Origin of the sequence: Massilia endophytica (assembly GCF_021165955.1) — a bacterium.
Taxonomy (GTDB): Bacteria; Pseudomonadota; Gammaproteobacteria; order Burkholderiales; family Burkholderiaceae_D; genus Rugamonas; species Rugamonas endophytica.
The window spans coordinates 5,309,517-5,329,669 of record NZ_CP088952.1 but is presented as its reverse complement, the minus strand read 5'-3'; the positions used below and the strand labels follow the sequence as shown (position 1 = coordinate 5,329,669).

The 20,153-nt window shown below is 66.6% G+C and carries 20 protein-coding genes; 11 read left to right on the top strand and 9 right to left on the bottom strand.

Translation table 11 applies throughout. The features are described from left to right. Position 1: 1 nt before the first annotated feature. Positions 2–1,150, bottom strand: a complete 1,149-nt coding sequence (locus LSQ66_RS24420; RefSeq protein ID WP_231767746.1) for a DUF3108 domain-containing protein — start codon at positions 1,148–1,150, stop codon at positions 2–4. Positions 1,151–1,213: 63 nt separating this feature from the next. On the opposite strand from LSQ66_RS24420, the gene LSQ66_RS24415 reads away from it, so the two are divergent. After that, complete coding sequence (locus LSQ66_RS24415) at positions 1,214–1,810, top strand: PhaM family polyhydroxyalkanoate granule multifunctional regulatory protein (protein ID WP_231767745.1); 597 nt, start codon at positions 1,214–1,216, stop codon at positions 1,808–1,810. Between the two features lie 3 nt (positions 1,811–1,813). Here LSQ66_RS24415 and LSQ66_RS24410 read toward each other — a convergent pair whose 3' ends face one another. The 4 genes from LSQ66_RS24410 to LSQ66_RS24395 form a co-directional block, all read right to left on the bottom strand. Beyond that, positions 1,814–3,490 (bottom strand): tetratricopeptide repeat-containing response regulator, encoded by a 1,677-nt coding sequence (locus LSQ66_RS24410; RefSeq protein WP_231767744.1) that lies wholly within the window; start codon positions 3,488–3,490, stop codon positions 1,814–1,816. Further along, positions 3,487–4,188: a sensor histidine kinase gene (locus tag LSQ66_RS24405; RefSeq protein ID WP_231767743.1), complete on the bottom strand. Its 702-nt coding sequence runs from the start codon at positions 4,186–4,188 to the stop codon at positions 3,487–3,489. The genes LSQ66_RS24410 and LSQ66_RS24405 overlap by 4 nt, the downstream gene beginning before the upstream one ends. A gap of 71 nt (positions 4,189–4,259) precedes the next feature. After that, a complete protein-coding gene (gene mnmC, locus LSQ66_RS24400; protein ID WP_231767742.1) occupies positions 4,260–5,933 on the bottom strand; it encodes an FAD-dependent 5-carboxymethylaminomethyl-2-thiouridine(34) oxidoreductase MnmC in 1,674 nt (557 codons plus the stop codon). Continuing rightward, positions 5,908–6,486: a DNA-3-methyladenine glycosylase I gene (locus LSQ66_RS24395; protein WP_231767741.1), complete on the bottom strand. Its 579-nt coding sequence runs from the start codon at positions 6,484–6,486 to the stop codon at positions 5,908–5,910. The genes mnmC and LSQ66_RS24395 overlap by 26 nt, the downstream gene beginning before the upstream one ends. A gap of 56 nt (positions 6,487–6,542) precedes the next feature. Between LSQ66_RS24395 and LSQ66_RS24390 the strand changes: the two genes are divergently transcribed. After that, positions 6,543–7,010, top strand: coding sequence for an OsmC family protein (locus tag LSQ66_RS24390; protein ID WP_231767740.1), 468 nt, complete (start codon positions 6,543–6,545; stop codon positions 7,008–7,010). Here LSQ66_RS24390 and LSQ66_RS24385 read toward each other — a convergent pair. Together LSQ66_RS24385 and LSQ66_RS24380 are read right to left on the bottom strand one after the other, a co-directional pair. Next, positions 7,007–9,832 carry a sensor domain-containing diguanylate cyclase gene (locus LSQ66_RS24385; RefSeq protein ID WP_231767739.1) on the bottom strand — a complete coding sequence of 942 codons (2,826 nt, stop codon included), beginning with the start codon at positions 9,830–9,832 and terminating at the stop codon, positions 7,007–7,009. The two genes, LSQ66_RS24390 and LSQ66_RS24385, sit on opposite strands and share 4 nt — an antisense overlap. A 153-nt stretch (positions 9,833–9,985) precedes the next feature. Beyond that, positions 9,986–10,828 carry a DUF4142 domain-containing protein gene (locus tag LSQ66_RS24380; protein WP_231767738.1) on the bottom strand — a complete coding sequence of 281 codons (843 nt, stop codon included), beginning with the start codon at positions 10,826–10,828 and terminating at the stop codon, positions 9,986–9,988. Positions 10,829–10,985: 157 nt separating this feature from the next. Between LSQ66_RS24380 and LSQ66_RS24375 the strand changes: the two genes are divergently transcribed. From LSQ66_RS24375 to LSQ66_RS24365, 3 genes are read left to right on the top strand one after another with little or no spacing between them, the layout of a single operon-like run. Then, positions 10,986–11,345 (top strand): COG4315 family predicted lipoprotein, encoded by a 360-nt coding sequence (locus LSQ66_RS24375; protein ID WP_407659549.1) that lies wholly within the window; start codon positions 10,986–10,988, stop codon positions 11,343–11,345. Between the two features lie 5 nt (positions 11,346–11,350). Further along, positions 11,351–11,848, top strand: a complete 498-nt coding sequence (locus LSQ66_RS24370; protein ID WP_231767737.1) for an RNA polymerase sigma factor — start codon at positions 11,351–11,353, stop codon at positions 11,846–11,848. Further along, entirely contained in the window at positions 11,845–12,624 is a 780-nt protein-coding gene (locus LSQ66_RS24365) for an anti-sigma factor family protein (protein WP_231767736.1), read from the top strand. The genes LSQ66_RS24370 and LSQ66_RS24365 overlap by 4 nt, the downstream gene beginning before the upstream one ends. A gap of 1 nt (position 12,625) precedes the next feature. Here the strand turns inward: LSQ66_RS24365 and LSQ66_RS24360 are convergent, their stop codons facing one another. Further along, positions 12,626–13,123 carry a winged helix-turn-helix transcriptional regulator gene (locus LSQ66_RS24360; RefSeq protein WP_231767735.1) on the bottom strand — a complete coding sequence of 166 codons (498 nt, stop codon included), beginning with the start codon at positions 13,121–13,123 and terminating at the stop codon, positions 12,626–12,628. A gap of 258 nt (positions 13,124–13,381) precedes the next feature. Between LSQ66_RS24360 and LSQ66_RS24355 the strand changes: the two genes are divergently transcribed. The 5 genes from LSQ66_RS24355 to LSQ66_RS24335 all read left to right on the top strand — a co-directional run bounded on the left by LSQ66_RS24355 (position 13,382) and on the right by LSQ66_RS24335 (position 18,398). After that, on the top strand, positions 13,382–13,783 hold the full coding sequence (locus tag LSQ66_RS24355; protein WP_231767734.1) for a response regulator: 402 nt from the start codon (positions 13,382–13,384) through the stop codon (positions 13,781–13,783). A 109-nt stretch (positions 13,784–13,892) separates the two neighbouring features. Continuing rightward, a complete protein-coding gene (locus tag LSQ66_RS24350; protein WP_231767733.1) occupies positions 13,893–14,270 on the top strand; it encodes a BlaI/MecI/CopY family transcriptional regulator in 378 nt (125 codons plus the stop codon). Further along, the gene (locus LSQ66_RS24345) at positions 14,267–15,511 is read left to right on the top strand and encodes a M56 family metallopeptidase (protein ID WP_231767732.1); all 1,245 of its coding nucleotides are present in this window, start codon (positions 14,267–14,269) and stop codon (positions 15,509–15,511) included. The genes LSQ66_RS24350 and LSQ66_RS24345 overlap by 4 nt, the downstream gene beginning before the upstream one ends. A gap of 54 nt (positions 15,512–15,565) precedes the next feature. Further along, positions 15,566–17,674, top strand: a complete 2,109-nt coding sequence (locus LSQ66_RS24340) for a TonB-dependent receptor plug domain-containing protein (RefSeq protein ID WP_231767731.1) — start codon at positions 15,566–15,568, stop codon at positions 17,672–17,674. A gap of 13 nt (positions 17,675–17,687) precedes the next feature. Next, a complete protein-coding gene (locus LSQ66_RS24335; protein WP_231767730.1) occupies positions 17,688–18,398 on the top strand; it encodes an SIMPL domain-containing protein in 711 nt (236 codons plus the stop codon). Here LSQ66_RS24335 and pnuC read toward each other — a convergent pair. Next, positions 18,385–18,954 (bottom strand): nicotinamide riboside transporter PnuC, encoded by a 570-nt coding sequence (pnuC, locus tag LSQ66_RS24330; RefSeq protein WP_231767729.1) that lies wholly within the window; start codon positions 18,952–18,954, stop codon positions 18,385–18,387. The genes LSQ66_RS24335 and pnuC overlap by 14 nt on opposite strands. A 122-nt stretch (positions 18,955–19,076) precedes the next feature. Between pnuC and LSQ66_RS24325 the strand changes: the two genes are divergently transcribed. Next, entirely contained in the window at positions 19,077–20,120 is a 1,044-nt protein-coding gene (locus LSQ66_RS24325) for a hypothetical protein (RefSeq protein WP_231767728.1), read from the top strand. The last annotated feature ends 33 nt before the right edge of the window (positions 20,121–20,153 follow it).

The window sequence follows — 20,153 nt, the reverse complement described above, 5'->3', positions numbered from 1 at the left end:
CTTATTGTGGCGCGGCCACGATCTTCGTCACCGTCTGCGTGGTCACGGCGCCGCTGCCTTCCGTATTCCTGATCTGGACCGGATACCAGTCCAGGCCTGGCGCCAGCCAGATATCCAGGCGCGCGTTATAACTGCCGGGGCGCGGCGGGCGCGCCAGGCGCATCGTCACCAGCTTGCCCATCTTCGTTTCGATCTCCTCTTCGCCCACCAGCTGGAAGCGGTAGATGGCGGCATTGCGGTCCTCCCCCACCTGGATGTCGATATCGCCCGCGAACTGGTTCACGTCCGCGCGGCCGATGGCGGCCAGCTGGAAGGGCACCGTGGCCTTGTCCTGCGCGCCCGGCAGCAGCTGCGCGCTGGCCGTGCTGGCCGAGAAGGTGATGCGCTTCTCGTCCTGGTTGAAGTGCGTCCTGGTCGCGGACCGGCTGCGGCGCTTCTCCATCATGGTGAGCGGCGCGATGCCGTTGTCGTCCACAATGCCCTCGCTGTTCAGCGTGAGCAGGCTGATTCGCGTGATCAGCATGCTGATGCCCACTTCCAGGCCCACCTTGTACCTGCTGCCGTCCGTTTCCCAGCGCATGTCGGCCACGCCGGTCCAGTTGGTGCCATCGGCATCCTTGCGCTTCACTTCCAGTTCGAACGCGGCAGACGGCGGAAGGTTGACATTGAAGCGGCGCACGCCGTCCGGCCCCGGTTCGGCCGCATTGGGCTGCGCGGATTTTACCGGGGGCGCGGCGGGAGCAGCGCCAGCTTGCTCCTGCGGCGCCGGCTCGGCAGGCGCCGAGGACTCGGCCGCGGCGGCTTCGGCACCCGGCGTGCCCTCCGGCGCTCCCGCCGCCAGGGCTGCGCTTCCCGTGTCGCCTTCCGCCGGCTCGGGCGCCGGCGCAGGTGGTGGAGCCGCCTTGCGCACCGGCTTGGGTTTGGGCGCGGCCGCGCGCTTCTCGGGCACAGGCGCGGGCGGCGCGGCTGGCGCAGGCGGTGCGGGCTGGGTCATGCGGATCTGCGCCGCCACCGGCAGGGGGTGCTGCTCCGCTTGCTGAACCCCGATGCGGCCGGCCAGCCAGTCAATGGTCGCGTAATGCAGCGCTACGGTGATGGCGCCCAGGGCCAGGATGCGGCGGGCGCGGAAAGAGGAAGGGACCATTGCCATGGCGCTAGTGTAACGCCTCTCCTTCTGCTACGCTAAGCGCTTGCCCCGCCACCGGAGACCGACATGAGCAATCCACAGATGCCCCCCATGCCTGGCGCGACCGTCATGACGGACACGCTGGACTTCGTGAAGAACCTTTGGGGCAGCATGGGCGTGCCCGGCGTGAGCCTGCCCGGCATTGCGACGCCGACGCTGTCCGTGGACGAGCTGGACAAGAAGATCAACGACCTGAAGGCGGTCGAGGCCTGGCTCAACCTGAACGGCACCATGCTGCGCAGTAGCATCCAGGCGCTGGAAGTGCAGCGCAATACCATCGCCACGCTCAAGTCCATGGGGCAGAGTTTCGCCGCCTCCATGCAGCAGCCGGGCAAGACGGACAAATCCCTGTTCGAGAACAATCCCTACGCCTCGGCCTTCTTCCATCAGGGCGAAACGGGGAATGGCGCGGACGGCCCCGCCAAGACCGAAGCGCCCGATCCTGCCGCCGCGGCGGCGGGCCAGATGGCCAATCCGGCCGCGTGGTGGAATATGCTGCAGGAGCAGTTCACGCAAGCCGTGAACAATGCGATGGCGGCGGATACGGTGAAGAAGCCCGAACCCGCCAAGGCCGATGAGGCGCCAGCGAAGCCGAAGCGCACGCCGAAGGCGCCGAAGCAGTAAGCCTCAGAACACGCCGTCTTCGGCAGCCGGGGTGATGCCCCGCCCCGGCAGGAGCTGCTGCAGCTGTTCGATCAGCTGGGCGAAGCGCTGCTGGCCCGGCGCGATGCGGTCCACGTGCATCAGCACACTGTTCGCTTCCATCATCAGGGCCTCGTCGTAGCCGTGCTTCTGCATGTGCGAGATCAGCATTTGCGCCGAGTTGAAGAGGATACGCATATTGTCCGGCAGGCGCTGGCGCGCTTCGCGCATCCATTCCACAGCCTCGGCTAGCTTGCCGGTCTTCCACAACAGCACGCCCTTGTTCATGACCTCCGTCGCCTCGCGGCGCGAGGAGGCGATGAGCGCTTCGGCCTCTTCGCTCATGCGCGCCTGCTCGAAGACCTTCTGCACGTCGTCCAGCAGCAGCTGGTTGTCGTGGTTGTTGCGGATGACGTGGCACAGCAGCTCGACCGGTGCTTCCTTCACACCCACGGCGAACAGCAGGGTCGCCATTTCCATGCAGGTGGCCGTATCCGGCCGCGCGGGGTCGGCCTTGAGCATCTCTTCCAGCTCGTCGCCCGCCTTGCGCGCACGCCGGTAGTCGCCGCTTTCGTGGTAGACCAGGCCCTCGATGATCTTGGACCGCAGCTCCACCACGTCGTGCGGGAAGTCGCGCCGCACCACGGCCAGCAGCGCCAGCGCCTCCTTGATGTCGCCCTTCTGGCCGCAGACGCGCGCCAGGCCGAAATAGGGATCCACCGTCTTGAACACGGAATACTCGCCGACCTGGATGGACTTGCGGAAGGCCTTTTCGGCCAGCGCGATATTGCCCACCCTGAGCGCCGTATTGCCCAGGGTGCGCTGCCGCTGCACGGAATTGGGCGAGAGCTTGGCCGCGCTTTCGAGCACCGCGCAGGCTTCCTCGTATTCGCCCATTGTGAGCAGGGCTGCCGCCAGCTGGTCGTAGGCGTCGATGTAGTAGCGGTTCTCCGTCATCACGTTGTGGAACATCTGGCGCGCGGCCTCGAGGTCGCCGTTGGCCATGCGGATCTTGCCCAGGCCCGTGCGGGCCCAATTGTATTCGCGCTCTTCCAGCACGCGCTCGTACACGGCACGCGCCTGATCGGGCTCGCCTGCCTTCATCAGCAGGTTGGCCTTCATGCGCAGCAGGTCCAGCTCGTGAATCTTGTTCTCGGCAATCTGCTCGTCGCACAGCTTGGCCGCGCGCAGGTAGTCCTTTTCGATGTAGGCGCGGTCGATCTCGCGGAAGATCTGCTTGCGGTGCCACACGCGGTTCAGGCGCGTGAGCAGCACGCCTTCGGTAATGGGCTTGATGATGTAGGCGTCCGGCTGGTGTTCGGCCGCGCCCATCACGGATTCCACGCTCTTCTCGGCTGACACCGTGAGCCACACGCTGCTCGGGATCATGAGGTTGCGCGCCCTGCACTCCTCCAGCACCTGCTGGCCGTTCTTGCCCTCGCCCAGGTTGAAGTCGCACAGCACCACGTCGTAATGCGTGCGCGCCAGCAGGGTCATGGCTTCGCCGCCGCTCGAGGCCTGGTCGATGTGCTTGGCGCCGATATTGCGCAGCGACTCGCGCAGCAGCTGGCGGATGCCGACGAAGTCGTCGACGATCAGGTAGCGTTTCTCGGCCCAGTTGACATCGGTGATGTCGCCGATCTTTGCAGCGGAGGTTTTCATGGCAGGCGCAGAACGAAGCAGCCGCCACCCAGCTTGCCTCCATTTTCCAGGGCAATGCTGCCCGTGCGCTGGCGGTGGCGATGCATGCGGGCCACTTCGCTGGAGAAGAAGAGTCCCAGGCCGCTGCTGTTGGTAAGGAAGTTGACGCCCTTGCCGACGGCGGCGCCGGCTTCCAGCATGGAGGGCGGAAAGCCCGCGCCGTTGTCCTCGACGCGGAACTCCAGCATGTCGTCCTTCTGTTCGACGGACAGCCGGATGCGGTCGTGCGTGTAGCGCACGGCGTTGTTGACCGCATGGGCGAGCACGCCGATCACAAGGTCTTCGTCGAAGGTGCCGATCAGCTGCGGATCGAAATCGGTATCCAGCGCAATCTGCTTCGACTGCAGCAGCACGCGCTCCTGGTCCGCCACCTGCTGCACCAGTTCGCGGATCTGCACGGGGCGCGGGTCGAAGGGATAGGTAGGCTTGCCCAGGTCCTTGTAGAGGGCAAGCAGCTGCATCAGGTTGTCGTTCAGGCGGCGCGTCTGGTACAGCATGTGCGCCATCTGCGGCCAGGCCTGCGCCTGGTCCGGGCTCGGCTGCTCCTGCACCAGCAGATTCTCCAGCGTGCCACTGAGGACGCTGATCGAGTTCTTCATGTCGTGCACGGTCGAAGCCAGGAACAGAAAGAGCTCGGGCGAGCGTTCTTGGTCTTCCATTTTGGGTATTGCTCCTGTGCACGTTTCGTTAGCTCAATTATAGCGCCTGGAGCCGCCGCACGCAGGGCCGCCTATGGCGTGGCCGCCACACTCCGGCGCCGGTCTTTTAACAAAAACCGGGCCGGGTCGAGCGCGGCCGCAAGGCCCGCTTCGAGCGGCAGCGGCTCCCCTTCCAGCTGGCTGGCCAGCAGCTCGGCCATCAAGGGCGCCCAGATCAGGCCGCGGGAAGCGTAGCCAAGAAGACAATGCAGGCCCGGGTGGCGCGGCACATCGCGCAGGCGTTCGGGCCTGCCGTGCGCGCCGTAGTCGGGCAGCGTTCCGGCCAATGGAAGGCGGTCGGGCGCCATGCAGCGGAAGCCCACCCGGCCCGCCAGCGGCGCTTCGTCCAGCCGGTGCGGCGCGAGGCGGCCTGGCGAGAGGATCTCTTCGGCGCGCGCCAGGTTCTCTTCCTGGCTCGACGCGCGCAGTGCGCGCTCGCCGTCGCTGTCGTAAGTGGCGCCAACGCTGACGATGCCATCTACAGGCGGCGTCATGTACGCCTCGCGGCACACCACCATGGGCAGGGCCGGGAAGCGCTGGTCCGGCAGGTGCGTGACCTGTCCGCGCATGGTATACAGGGGAAGCGGAGCGGTGGGCGGCAGCGCCAGCGCACCGGCTCCGTTGGCGAGAACCAGGTCCGGCGCCTGGGCGAGCACGCGGCCTCCGGCATCCAGCACAGCCCATTCGCCGCCGCGCCTTTCGATGCGCACGGCTTCGGAATGGAAGCGCCTTTGCAGGCGCCCACCGCAGGCTTCCAGCATGGCGCGGCAGATGGATGCGGGATTGGCCCATCCGCCTTGCGGGAACAGCCATGCGCCGGACGGCGTGGCCGAACCGAGAACGGCGCTGGCGGCCTGCGGGTCCAGCCACCGCACGAACTCCGGCGGATAGTTCCACTGCTTCACCAGTTCCTCCTGCAGCTGCGCGTGTTCCGCGTCCCGCGCCAGCTGCAGCACGCCGCACTGGGCGCCCTGCATTGCGCCACCGAAGCCGCCCAGGGCCTGCCAGCGGCGCATGGCGTACAGGTAGGCGGCGCGCGTGAGGCGGGTGGGAATATTGTCGTCCTTCGACAGCAGGGGCATGAAGATGCCCGCGCGGTTGCCGGAGGCCTCCTGTGCGGCCTGCCCGTGGCGTTCGACCAGGGTGACTTCCCAGCCGCGCGCGCACAGGCGCTCGCAGGCCGCGGCGCCCGCCAGGCCTGCACCGACGACGATGGCGCGGCGCGATGGCGGCGGAGCGGCAGGCGCCTGCGGGCGCCGGCTGGCGTAGACGGCATGCAGCCACTCGTCCTGCTGCTCCGGCCAGGCAAAGCCCGCGCTGCGCAGGGCGCGCAGCGTTGCGTCGTCCGGCGAGCGCGCCTGAAGGGTGGCGCCGGGCGCCGCAAGCCGCCCCAGAAGGCGCGGTTGCGGCACCGGCCCATCCACAATGAAATGATCGGCGCGCGCGGCGATTTCTCCCAGCGCACTGGCTTGGTCGCCGATCAGCAGGTCCAGCGTGACGGCGCCGCCATCGAGATGCAGGCGGTGCATGCCCGGCACGGCGCTGGGCCAGCCGGGGGCGCAGGGTGGGGGCATGGATGGCGCGGGCGCAATGTAGTGCAAGGTTTCATCGGCCCTTCTTTCCTTGCGGGCGCGCGCGAAGTGTTCGCCCTGGCCGAACGCCAGGTCGAGCACCACCTTTCTAAGCGAGGCGCTTGCACTCTGCATGGCGGAAACAGCCAAGGTCATGGTCGTTGACCATGCCGATGCCCTGCATATAGGCGTAAACGATGGTGGAGCCCACGAACTTGAAGCCGCGCTTCGCCAGGTCTTTCGAGATGCGGTCGGAGAGCGCGGTCTTTGCAGGCCGGTCGCCCGGAGCGCCCACGCGGCCGTCGATTGGCTTGCCGTCCACGTAGGACCAGAGGAGCGCATCGAGCGAGGAGCCCTCTTCCACCAGGCGCAGCCAGGCCTGGGCGTTGCCGATGGCCGCCGCCACCTTGAGCCGGTTGCGCACGATGCCGGGGTTGGCCAGCAGCTCGGCCACCTTCTCCGGACCGTAGGCCGCGATCCTGCGTGCATCCCACCCATCGAAGGCTTCGCGGTAGCTCTCGCGCTTGTTGAGTACCGTTTCCCAGCTCAGGCCCGCCTGCGCGCCTTCCAGGTTCAGCATTTCGAACAGGCGCAGTTCGTCGTGGCAGGGGACGCCCCATTCCTTGTCGTGGTAGGCAATGTAGCGGGGGTTGGCGGGGTTGGCCCAGGAGCAGCGTGTCTTCGGCATAGGCGGACAGTATATAAGATAACATTGGACTTCTCACCAACGCAGCAGGAGCATTCATGCAATTCGAAGCCAAGCTGGAATGGCAGCGCAAGGGCCAGCCTTTCCTCGACCAGAAATACAGCCGCGCCCACGAGTGGATTTTCGACGGCGGCGCGCGCGTGCAGGCCTCTTCTTCCCCGCTTTCGGTGCCGCTGCCGATGTCGAACGCGGAGAATGTCGATCCCGAAGAGGCGCTGGTGGCCGCGGCCTCCAGCTGCCACATGCTGTTCTTCCTCTCCATCGCGGCGAAGCGCGGCCATACCGTGGAAAGCTACAGCGACCATGCCGTGGGCCTGCTGGAGAAGGACGCCAGCGGCCGCATGTCCATGACCAGCATTACGCTGCGTCCCAACATCGTGTTCGCGGGAACGGCCTGGCCGGGGGAGGAAGAGATTGCGGCGATCCACCACGAGTCGCACGAGAAGTGCTACATCGCGAACTCGCTGAAGGCCGAGATTACGGTGGAAGCGCCGGTGCAGTATTAAGCGGCGCCGCGCGCCAGTCCGGCGCGGCGCGGCGAGCCGTTCAGCGCGAGCGGCTGGGTGATGCTGGTGACCACCTTCACTTCCCCGCGCTCGACAGCCTGCTTCAGGTCCGTCACCAGATGGTCGTACAGGTCGCCCTGCGGGGTAGCCTGGGTGGCGTACAGGCCGGCCCAGCCGTTGCGGCCCGAATGCTTGGCCACATACAGGGCCTGGTCGGCCAGGCCCACCACCTGCGACCAGTTGAGCAGGCGCGGGGCTTCCGGCAGGAAGGGGAAGCAGGCGAAGCCGATGGAGCAGCTGCGGTCGATGCAGTGCCCGTCCGGCAGTTCGAAGGGACGCGAGGCCACGGCATTGCGCACGCGCTCGGCCACCGCCCATGCCTCTTCGCGCTGGATGGCGCGCGCCAGCACGAGGAATTCTTCGCCGCCCCAGCGCACCAGATAGTCCGTTTCACGGAACACTTCGCGCAGGCGCTCCTGCATCTGCACCAGGATCGCGTCGCCCGCCGCGTGGCCGTGGGTGTCGTTCACTTCCTTGAAGTAGTCCATGTCCACCATGAAGAAGACGAGGTCGCGGTCGGGCGATGCCGACGTTGCCCTTTCGTCATAGCGGCGCAGGCTGAGCGCCACGTCCGCCTCCACATGCTGCAGGAAGAAGCGGCGGTTGCGCAGGCCGGTCAGCTGGTCGGTGAGGCTCACGTCCTCCAGCGCCTTGTAGGCGCGCTCCAGCTCCAGGTTCTTTTCCAGCAGCTGCGCCTGGGTCGCGCTCAGGGTCTTCAAGGTAGCGGCCACCTGGCGGTAGGCGGCCGCGTTGTCCAGCGCGATGGCGCCGTAGGCGCACAGGGTGCGGAAGATCATGCGTTCGCGTTCGCCGTAGGCGTGGGCCAGCAGGGACTGCACCGTCATCACGCCCAGCACGCGCTCGCCGATGGTGAGCGGCGCAAACAGCAGGCTGAGGGTCGGCAGGGTGCCGGGAATCAGGTTCGGTGTCGCGGCGCCGCCATCGATCTCGATCAGGATCTCGCGCCGCTCGCGCACGCAGCGCGCGGAATTGGCATGCGGATCGTCCAGGGCGTGGCGCGTCGCTGGCAGGGTCATGCCCGCTTCCACGCCGAAGGCGCAGTGCAGGTAAAGGCCGTTCGGCTCCAGCAGGAAGACGGAGAAATGGGTCGCGTCCAGCAGGCCGTGCACGTGGCGGTCCAGGGCGCGGAAGACGGCCGCCGCATCCAGGTGGGCCGTGATCTCCTGGCCGATGGCGCTCAGGTGGCTGAGCGTGGCGGTGGTCTGCTGCAGCACCTCGGCGCGCTTGGCTTCGGCTTCCGCCAGCGCGCGGTGATGCTCGCCTTCCGTCTGCGCGCGCTCGGTCTGGTACTGCACCTGCATGGCGATGGCGCGGTTGGTGGCTTCCTGGCTGTGCGTCTTGTCGCGCGCGGCGCTGGCCTGCAGCGAGATTTCGTAGGCGCGTTCGTAGTCGCCTGCCGCGGCGTACTCGCGCGCGGCCGCGTCCAGCACCACGCCCGGGATGATGTAGCCTTCGATCGTGGCGGCGGTGGACATGGCCAGCTGCAGGTAGTGCAGCACGGCGTTCGGCGCATCCATCGGCTCGGGGTCGGGCAGCACGTGGGCCGCATGGATTTCGGCCAGCACGCGCAGCGCGGCGATCTGGTTATAGGGGTCGCCCTGTTCGCTGGCCATGGCCAGCGCCGCGCGGGCCGCTTCCTGCGCTTCCTGCGGACGGTCCAGCATCGACAGGGCATGCGCCTGGCCGCGCCGCGCGCCGCTGCGGAAATCGCTCTGGTCGAGCGCATCGCCGCGCCGCTCCAGGTCGCGGAAGCTGTGCAGGGCGGCGCCGTAGTCGCCCAGGTCCAGCGCCAGGTCGCCCTGGTATTCCAGCGCCACGGCATAGGCGCGCGAGCCGGATACGGGCCTCAGGGTTTCCAGCGCCTCGCGCAGCAGGCTGCGCGCAGCGTCGCGCTGGCCCAGCTGGCGCAGGGTTTCCGCCGTCTGCATCTGGCACAGCCCCACGCTCATGGGCCAGCCGGTGGGGCGCGCGATATCGAGGCCGCGCTGCATCCACTCCAGCGCCGCGTCGTGGGCATTCAGGCTGGTGAAGCCGTTGCCGATATTGGTGGCGATGATAATGGCCCGGCGCAGCTGGCCGGTGGCCATGGCCGCTTCGAAGGCCACCATGAGGTGGCTGATGGCGCGGCCGAAATCGGCGGCCTGGAAGGCGCTCGTGCCGAGATAGTCGCTGATCCAGCCCGCCGCAACGGGATGCTGCCCGTCCAGCTGTTCGCTGAAACGCCCGCCCCAGCGCACCATGGCGGAGTGCAGGTTGCGGAACACGCTGCACAGGGCGGCGGCCGCTTCGAACACCTCCACCCGCATGGGATCGCCCGCGGTGCGGGCCGCGGCGGCGGCCAGCTCCAGTTCGCGGTCGCTGCGGCCGGAGTCGCCGCGGTCGGTGGCGATCCAGGCCAGCAGCCAGTGCGCATCGGCCTCGCCAAGGGGCGCTTCCAGGCGCGCGAACTCGCGCTGCGCCTGTTCGGCCAGGGCCTGGGCCGCATCGAGCTCGCCGAACAGCCAGCGCGATTCGGCTTCGACCAGGGTGTAGCGGGCGGAAAGATTGTTTTGCTCGGCTTCGGGCAGGAGGAAAAGCAGGGGCACGGCCTCGGCCGCGTATTGCTGGGCGCGTGCGACGTCCCGCTGGCGCAGGTGCCAGGCGAGCCGGGCGAGCAGATGCAGACGCGGTACGCCGTGCGATTCCGGCAATTCCGCCTCCCATTGCGCCACCTCGTTGTCGAGCGCGAAAATGTCCAGCAAGGGCTTCCCCAAGGTAAATTCCTACTGCTCATTATTCCATACTTCCTGACAAAAACTGGTTTCGTATGGAAAATGTGATAAAAGGAAATGTCTTTGAGACAAGAACACGACAGGGGAAGGTAATGCTCCCGCGGAGGGCGGGAGCGGGGGATGTTAGCGGGTGACCTTGTTGGCCGGGTTGGCCGGATTGTTGGGGGAATCGGTGTTGCCGCTGTCTTTCGGTGCGGGGCGGGTGCTCTTGTCCGGCATCTGGGTGCCGCTGCTCGTGGTGGCGCCGACCTTGCTGGTGCCGCTGGCATCGGTGTTGCCGCTGCTGGTGGTGCCCATGTTCTCGGTGCCGCTGCCAGCCGTGCCGGAATCGTCGTTCCTGCCCGGCATCGACGTGGTGTCGCCGCGCTTCATGTCCTTATCCTTGTGCGCCTTGCCGCTGCCAGTGCTGCCGGCGCTGCCGCTGGAACCCATGGCGGTGCCGCCCTTGATGCTGGCGCTCAGCTGCTGCACGTGGCCCATGTGCTGGTCGATGGTGGGCTGGAGCTTGGCAGCCAGTTCCTTCACTTCGGCGTCCTTGGCCTTGGACTGCGTCTTCGTGACCAGGGCATGCGCTTCCTTGTGGCTCTTCACGCCCGCCTGGTCGAGATAGGCGCGGTCGAATTTGTCGCCGGACATGGCATCCAGCTTCTTCGCCATGGCCTTGTGTTTGGCATCCAGTTCGCTGGGCAGGGTGACGTTCTTGGCCGCGGCCACCTTCTTGACCTCGTCCAGGCCCTTGGTATGGTCGTCCACCATCTGCTGGGCAAAGGCCTTCACTTCCGCGTTCTGCGATTTTTGCAGGGCCATCTTGCCTGCTTCGACCTCGGCCATATTGGCCATGGCCATATCCTTCAGCGCCTTCTGGTCGGCGCCGGCGAGCGATTGCGCATAGGCCGAGCCCATGCCCAGCAGAGCTGCCAGAACGGGCACCGCCATATAGCTCTTCCACATCCTTGCTTTGTTCATTGCGAATCTCCCTGTGTGTTGTGTAACAGAAAAGGCCGCTTCCAGGATTTTTGTTCTATGCTTGGAGCGAAAATAATTCTACGTTGGTTGGAATAGCGAGGCCGCACACTACGTATACCCCGGTGCAGCACCCTCAACCATTACGCAGGAGATCAAGATGAAGAAAATCCTTATGCTGGCCGCCGTCCTGGCCATCGCAGGCGCCGCCCACGCGGCCGATCCGCTCAAGAAGAGCGACGGCGTCCTTGTCGACGACAAGGGCATGACGGTCTATACCTTCGACAAGGACAGCGCCAACAGCGGCAAGAGCGCCTGCATGGACGGCTGCCTGAAGCTGTGGCCCGCCGTGCCCGCACCCGCCGAGGTGAGCGCCCCCTACAGCGTCATCACGCGCGAGGACGGCATGCGCCAGCTGGCCTACAAGGGCAAGCCCCTGTATTACTACGCCAAGGATGCCAAGGCGGGCGAACGCAGCGGCGACAACTTCAAGGACGTCTGGCACGTGGTGAAGGACTGAGCCGGATGCGGGACGACAGCGCCCAGCTGCTCGACTGCCTGCCGCGCCTGCGCCGCTACGCGCGGGCGCTGCTGGGCGACCGCAGCGAGGCGGACGACCTGGTGCAGGACACGGTCGAACGGGCCTGGAAACGCCTGTCGTCCTGGCGCCAGGGCAGCGACATGCGGCCCTGGCTGTTCTCCATCATGCACAACCTGCACGTGGACCGCCTGCGCCGCCCCGCGCCCGAGCTGGTGGCCCTGAGCGAGGATCTCGTGCAGTCCACGCCCTCCACCGGCACGCTGGAACTGCGCGAGCTGGATGCCGCCCTCCCCCTGCTGCCGCCCGAGCAGCGCGAGGTGCTCCTGCTGGTGGCGCTGGAAGAAATGACTTACGAGGAGGTGGCGGCCACGCTCGGCATTCCGCCAGGCACGGTGATGTCGCGCCTGTCGCGCGCCCGCGAGCGCCTGCGCCTCCTCATGCTCGGGCACCCCGTGCCCGTTCCCCTCAAGGTGGTGAAATGAATACCGTCAGCGAAGCCGAACTGCAGGCCTGGGTCGATGGCCGCCTGCCCGCTGCGCGCCGGGCCGCCGTCGACCAGTACCTGAACGATCATCCCCAGGAAGCGAAGCGCCTGCGCGCCTACCGCGAACAGAATGCGGGCCTGCGCGCCCTCTTCAACCCCGTGCTCGACGAAACCCTGCCGCCAAGCCTGGCCGGCGTGCCGCAGCGCCGCTGGCGCCTGCCTTCGCAGCGCCTGGTGGCGGGACTGGCGATCGCCGTGGGCGCGGGCCTGCTGGGCGGCGCCGGGGGCTGGATGCTGCACGACCGCCTGCAGCAGGACGATGCGGTGCTGGCCGCCCAGGCGCGCACCGCCCTGCCGCGCCAGGCGGCGCTGGCGCATGCGGTCTACAGTCCGGAAGTGCGGCATCCCGTGGAAGTGGGCGCCGACCAGCAGCAGCACCTTGTGGCCTGGCTCTCCAAGCGGCTGGGTGCGGCGCTGCGTCCCCCGCTGCTGGCGCAGCAGGGCTATGAGCTGGTGGGCGGACGCCTGCTGCCCGGCGACAGCGGCCCGGTGGCGCAGTTCATGTATGCCGATGCCGCGGGCCAGCGCCTCACCCTGTATGTGAGCCCCGGCCAGCGCGGCAAGCAGGACACGGGCTTCCGCTTCGCGCAGGAAGGCGCGGTGAGCGTCTTCTACTGGATCGATGGCAGTTTCGGCTATGCGCTGTCCGCCAGCGTGCCCAAGGCGCGCCTGGCCGACATTGCGGATGCAGTCTACCGCCAGCTGGAACCCTGAATCAGGACGCCATGCGCTTGCCCACTTCGTTCAGGCGCATGCGCATCATCTCGTTGGCCGCCGGACCGGGCGCGAACATATAGTCCTCGTCGTTGATGGCCAGGCCGCTGTTGGCGTCCACCAGCACCTGGTCCGCAGGCTTGCCCGTTTCACGGCTCACCACCAGCAGGCTGGCGCCTTCCGGTGCGAGATGCTCGTTGCCCCAGGCGATGAAGGCCAGCAGCACCGGCTTGAAGGCACGGCCTTCCTTGGTGAGGATGTATTCGTAGCGCGGCGGACGCGTGCTGTACTGGCGCTTTTCCATCAAGCCGCTCTGCACCAGCCCCGCCAGGCGGCGCGTGAGCATATTGGGCGCGATCTTCAGGCTCTTCTCGAACTCGTCGAAGCGCGTCAGGCCATAGAAGGCGTCGCGCAGGATCAGGATGCTCCACCACTCTCCAACTTTACCGAGGCTGCGGGCGATCGGACACGGCATCAGCCCGAAATCTGTGTGCTTCATAAAACCTCCCAATAATATTTTTTTGCATGTCTTGCATGCCGCTTTCAGGGTGCGCCGGATCGCCGCCGGCGCGGTGACATTGCGTGAGTTTTCCGGCTCACCGGACACGTGAAAAATCACATGCCGCGCTGCTTGTTCTCACTATGAAACGTACATAGTTGTACCGCAAAAAGCAGGCCAAAAGACTCTCCAAAAATCACAGGTTTCAAAAGCAGTAAACACGGGCATAATGGCGGCACATTTCAGCGGACCGAAAGCATGTACCTGACCAGTGACGTAAGCGTGCGCAATATTCTGATCGTGGACGATTCCGCGTTCGAGCAACGCATGCTGGTCGACCTGCTGAGCGAACTTCCCTACCGCGTGGCAGTGGCGTTCAACGGCCATCAGGCCTACCGGCTGGCAACGGAACAGCAGCCGGACCTGATCCTGCTCGACGTGCGCATGCCGGACATGGACGGCTACACCTGCTGCCGCCTGCTGAAAGCCAATCCGCTCACGCGCGACATTCCCGTCATCTTCCTCAGCGGCGCGGATGCGGCCGAGGTGCGCCTCAAAGGTTCGGCCCTCGGCGCGGCCGACTGTGTCAGCAAGCCCTTTGTGCCCGGCGAGCTGGCAGCGCGCATCCACGCCCAGCTCAATCCCATCGGACGCATCTGAACTATACAAAGCTGTCTAGTTTACGCCACAGCGTAATTTCTTCGTAGCGGATAGAAGTATACATCTTTGTCTAGACGTACTATTCTACGTCCATCGACGAGGATGAATCATGAACAAACCACTTCCCAAACCGACACCGGCAGAGCTGGAACTACTGCAGGCCTTGTGGCCGCTGGGCTCCGCCACCGCCAAACAGGTGCATGAAGCCATGCTGGCCGAAAAGCCCGACCTGGCCTATGGCGCCGTGCTGCGCCTCATGCAGATCATGCACGGCAAGGGCCTGCTGATCCGCGACGAAAGCCAGCGCTCCCACGTCTACGCGCCCGCCCAGCCGAAGGACGCGCTGCAGACCAACCTGCTGCAGGACCTGCTGCAGCGCGCCTTCGCCGGTTCGGCCAAGGCCCTTGTGCTGGCGGCCCTGCGCACCGGCATCTCGCGCAAGGAACGTGAAGAGATCGAACGCATGCTGAAGGAGGAGAAGGAATGAGCGTCTTCGTCAACGCACTGGGTTGGACCCTGCTGCACTTCGTCTGGCAGGGCGCGCTGATTGGCCTGGCTGCCGCGCTGGCGCTGGCGGCGCTGCGCGGAGCGCGGCCACAGGTGCGCTACCTGGTGGCCTGCGCCGCGCTGCTGCTGTGCATTCTCTGGCCTGCCGCCGAACTGGTGGGCCGCCTCGATGCCGCCGCCATCGGCCTGGCGACACCGGTATCCGGCGCCATCGAAACCATTGCGCCGAGCCGCGGTCTGCTGCCGAAGCTGCAGGAACACATGACGCTCATTGTGCTCGCATGGGCGGCCTGCATCGTGGCGCTCTGCCTTCGCACGACACTGGGGCTGCTGTGGATTCAGCGCGCCGCGCGCCTCGGCAGGATCGACGCGGCATGGCAGCTGCGCATGGACCGCCTGGCGCAGGCCATGGGTATCCGCCGCGTGGTGTGCCTGCGCATTGTCGATACGCTGGCGAGTCCCATCACGGCCGGCTGGTGGCGGCCCGTGGTGCTGGTGCCGGCTGCGCTGATGTCCGGCCTGCCCACGGAGCTGCTGCAGGCGCTGCTCGCGCACGAACTGGCCCATGTGCGCCGTTTCGACTATCTCGTCAACCTGCTGCAGAACGCCATCGAAACGCTGCTGTTCTATCACCCGGCCGTGTGGTGGCTGTCGCGCCGCGTCCGCGCCGAACGCGAACTGATCGCGGACGATATCGCCAGCGCCGTGGCGGGCGGGCCCCGCCAGCTTGCCCTGGCCCTTTCCGAACTGGAGAAGCTCCAGTTTTCCCATCACCAAACGGCCCTTGCGGCCAACGGAGGAGACCTGATGCACCGCATTACCCGACTGCTGCGCCCCGCCCAATCCCAAAGCAGCTGGAAATCCGCAGCCGCGCTGCTGACACTCGCCGTGGCCTGCGCAGGCTGCGCAAGCTTCGCCAGCGCCCAGGGGCCGGACGATCCCGTGGACACCAAAGCGGTGGCGGACTTCAGCAGCTGCAAGAAGCCCGAATGGCCGAGGTCCTCGCTCGCAGCCGAACACACGGGAACCGTCCATCTGCGCTTCCTGATCAGCGCGGAGGGCCGGGTTACCGACTACCAGCTGAAGAGTTCGAGCGGCGACCCGCTGTTGGACGAAGCGGCGCGCGTGGGCATCAGCAAGTGCATGTTCAAACCGGCGACCCGCAACGGCAAGCCCGTCGCTGCCTGGATGCAGATGCAGTACATCTGGACGCTGCACTGATCTGACGCTGGGCCTCTGCCGGCCCGAACGAAACTCTTCGCACAAGGCTGGTAGATGCTTTCCAAAGCTGGAAGGGTGGCCGCGCTCGCCGTTACGGCGCTCGGCGCGGCGCCCGCAAAATCGCAGGAATCCACTCCCATCACCTCGGTACAGGTCACCGCCAATGCGGAGGCCTACGATCCGCGCCGCGACGATACCGCCAGCAAGATCGTGCTGAGCCAGGCGGACCTCGCGAAGTACGGCGACCCCACGGTGGCCGATGCGCTGAAGCGTGTGCCGGGAGTCACCGTCGTCACCAACGGGCGTGGCATCGATATACGCATGCGCGGCCTGGGCGCGGGCTACACGCGCATCCTGGTGAACGGAGAGCGCGCACCGATGGGACTTTCACTCGATTCGCTCGCGCCCGCGCAAGTCGAGCGCATCGAGGTGCTGCGCAGCGCCAGCGCCGAATACACCACCGAGTCCGTCGCAGGCATCATCAACGTGGTGCTGAAGAAGACCGTGAGCAAGCCGCAGCGCGAGGTTCAGCTCAACGCGGAGAAGGACGCGGCCGACCGCACGGCGCGCACGCTGCTGCAGCTTGCAGACCGGGTGGACAAGATGTCATGGACCGTCAGCGTTCGCAGCCGCCAGACCTGGATCGAACGCGATATCACTGCCGCCGAAAGGGGGCCCGGCCTGTCGCGCGATACGGCGTCGCATGAGCGCCTTCGTTTCGCCCTTGTGAACGTCGTGCCACGGCTGCAATGGCAACTGCCCAACGGCGACCAGCTCGCCCTGCAGGGATACGCCGACGCCAACCGTGTTCCCTACGATGCCGACGAGGCCACCGCCACCCAGGCCGGAGACGCGGCACGCTTTCCCCTGTTGGCGCGCCATGGCGACAGCAGGAGCGCGCAGTGGAAGGCCGACCTGAGCTGGCTGCACCGGCTGGAACACGGCGGCAAGGTGGAGTTGAAGACCGCCGTCCAGCGCGGCGAGACCACGCGCAGCCTGCACCGGTTCGGGCATGGCGGCACAGCGGCTCTCGACAACACGCTGGATACGCAGGACACCAGCCCAGGCGCCAGCACCAGCGGCAAATACTTCGCTCCCCTCGGCGAAGGCCATCTCCTTGCAAGCGGCTTCGAGGCCAGCACTCTCAGGCGCAATGAGTCGCGCCGCGAAGTGGAGCGCTCCGGTCCCGCCCCGCAGGACAGCGGCGAGCATTCCACGGCGCGCACCCGGCGCCTTGCGCTGTTCGGGCAGGACGAATGGACCGTTACGCCCAAATGGTCGGTGTACGCGGGCGCGCGCTGGGAATCGCTGCGTACCGCAAGCACCGGAACCAGTTTCGCTCCCGCGGCTTCCAGTTCGCAAATCTGGAGCCCGATCCTGCAAACACTCTACAAGCTGCGGCCCGAGGCAGGCGACCAGTTGCGATTCGCCTTGACGCGCACATTCAGGGCACCGGACGTGGGCGACCTTGTTCCGGACAGGCGGACCTCGGTGAACAACTCGCCCAACGACCCTGACACGCAAGGCAACCCGGCGCTCAAGCCCGAGCTGGCAACGGGTGCCGACGCATCCTACGAATACTACTGGGCCAGGGGGGCCATGCTGTCGGCGGCCGTTTCGCTGCGGCGCATCGCCAATGCCACCATGACCCGCGTCAGCCAGGATGCGGATGGGCGATGGCTCGCATCCCCGGCCAATGCAGGCGGAGCGCAAACGCGCTCGCTGGAGCTGGAGGCCAGGTTTCCCCTTACCGTACTGCTCCCGCAGGCGCCTGCAATGGATATCAAGGCAAGCGTCAGCCGCAACTGGTCCCGGGTGGACGCAATTCCCGGGCCGGACAACCGGCTGGCGCAGCAGGTCCCGCTGTCCGCCACCTTCGCCGTGGACCGCGCCGCCGGCCGGCTGACCACAGGCGCCAGCTTCGTCTTCCGTGGCGGCGGCTGGTCGCGGCGCTCGCTGTCCGAAAGCCGCTACCTGAATGCCGGACGCCAGCTGGATGTCTATGCGCTGTGGAAGTTCGATACCCAGACCCAGCTGCGTATCTTCCTCGGCAATCTGCTGGGAAGCGGCAGCATCCGCGCCTCCCGATACGACGCCGTTACCCGCACGGTTACCGACCCTGGCCATGCGCGCCTGCGCCTGAGCCTCGAACACAAATTCTGACAAGGAGAATCCAATGAAGAAGTTTGCCCTCTTGCTGCTGTTGGCGAGCCTGTGCGGCGCCGCCAATGCGTCGCCCCTGCCGCCCTACCCCTTCGTCAGTACCGCGGGCCGGGCGCAGCTCTGGCTTCGGCCCGACATCGGCGAGCTGCAGTTCGACACGGGCGCCCAGCACAGCGACGGCGCGGCCGCGGCGGCCGCGCTGGAAACGGTGGATAAATCGGTGCTGGCCCTGCTCGCCGAACAGGGCATTCCGGAGGCGGATATCGAAAACTATGAACTGAGCCGCAAGAGCGTGAACCTGAACCGGCCCGCTGCGGACGGGGCTACCACCGCCTGGTCGCTGGGCCGCCACTTCCGCATTCAGGTGCGCGACCTGGCGGCGTGGCCGCAGCTACTTGCCGCCCTGCTCGCGCTGGACCACATCGACAGCATCAGCACCTCCTTCGACCGCACCGACGCAGGCGAGATCAACCGCCAGCTGATGAAAGACGCGGCCGCCGAAGCGCGCCAGAACGCCCTCCAGCTGGCCGAGTCCTTCGGCCGCAAGCTGGGACCGGCCATGGCCATTGCACGCGGCCCTCTCGACAAGGTCTCCGCGCCCTTCGTGGAGAAGCCCGGCACAAGCGCCCTGCCCCGGCCTCCGCGCACGCCAGCATCCAGCTACGCGGTGCCGGTGTCGATCCCCTTCCTGCAGTCGGTGACCGCCGTCTTCAAGCTGCAGTAGGCTGCTGCATCTGGCGCCGCCACCACCACCAGGAAACGAGCGCGTTGACCCAGTAGGCCGCGTACAGTGCGGCCGTCAGGTACAGGCCACGGCTGGCGTACAGCGGCACCGACACGGTGTTCACCAGCAGCCACACCGGCCAGGTTTCCACGCGCCGCCACATCAGCAGCAGCTGGGCGACGATGGAAAAGGCCAGCACGGCCGAATCGATGAAGGGCGCGTAGGCGTCCGTGAACTGCTTGAGCAGCAGGCCGTAGGCAAGCGTCGCCGCCATCCCGGCCAGCGCCATGCGCAGCAGCGTTTTCATGTGGGCGGAGCTGACGGGCAGCGCTTCGCCGCCTGCCCCGCGCAGCCACTGCAGCCAGCCAAGCAGGCAGGTGGCGACGAAGAAGAGCTGGAGGGCCACGTCCGCATACAGCTGCACACCGTAGAAAAGAAAGGCGAACATCGTGCAGCCCACCACGCCCAGCCACCAGGAATGCACATTATTGCGTCCGGCGAGGACGATGGACACCGTCATGACCGCGTTGGCGGCGAGCTCCAGGGGCGATGGCAAGGTATTTCCCATTGGAAAGTTGGCGAGACAACCATTTTACGCTGCAACTGATACCGATCTGCGCTGTTGCGTCCCGGAAGCAAATCGCATACTGGCCACATCAAACCTACAAGAATCCTGCCATGTGTCCAATGCCCGATTTCACCAGCACCACCGCCTGCACCAAGCCAGGCCTCGTTCCAGCTTCCCTGTACCGCCGTCCGCCCGGCCGCCGCCACGAGGCCATGCTCGCCATGCACCAGATTTTCGCGGTGGGCGACTACCTCGTATCGGATAACGGACTCTTTACCGCCACCCTGCGCGAGGATGGCACCTTCGCCATCTTCCGCGGCGTCGACAGCAGCGATCCTGCGGCACTGCTCTGGAGCAGCGGCAAGGCAGGAGCGCCCGGCGACTATTTCGCTTTGGTACAGGCGGACGGTAACTTCTGCATCTACCGCGGCGCGGACCTCGAACACAACGAGGGCTGGCACTGGGGGAGCCAGATCACGGCCAAGGGCAGCGACTTCTACGCCGCCATGCAGGACGACGGCAATTTCTCCATCCGCAAAGGCCGGGGTCCGGCGGACAGCTGCGGCCTGATCTGGGCCAGCGGCGCCACGGACCGCGTCGAAAGCATCGTGGAAGTACTGCACATCGATTACGACCTTGGCGGCAGCTGCGTGCTGCGCACCAGCCCTGCGAGCCTGTACAGCGAAACGATCGGCAACCATGCGGCAGACGCCGAGATGCACCGCCTGGTGGGCGCTGTCGCCGTGACCGAAACCCGGGCGTGGACCAATTCCACGTCCGCCCGCTACAGCGCGGACGCCCACTTCATGGCGGCGGCGCCGCAGGTGGACGGCGACGCGGTGGTGCTGAGCGCGGAAGGCGACCGTTTCATGCCGAACGGCGCCCATACCAGCACCCGCAACTGGGGCTTCGACACGCCCGTGGAAGTGGCGCCCGGCAGCACCGTGCGCGCGGCCATCGGCGTCACGTACACGACGATCGCCGTTCCCTACGTAATGCTTGGCATGCTGCGTTTCGAATCGGGCGCAACAGCCGCCGGGCCGCTCAAGGGAGCCTTCATGGGAACCAACGCCCACAGCCTGACGGCGAGCTTCGTTGCGCAGAAGGGGGAGGCTTCCCGGCGCATCGAAAGGGCGCTGCAGCCCTTGCGCTGAGCTGAAAACCGGCCACCGCCGCGCGATGCTATA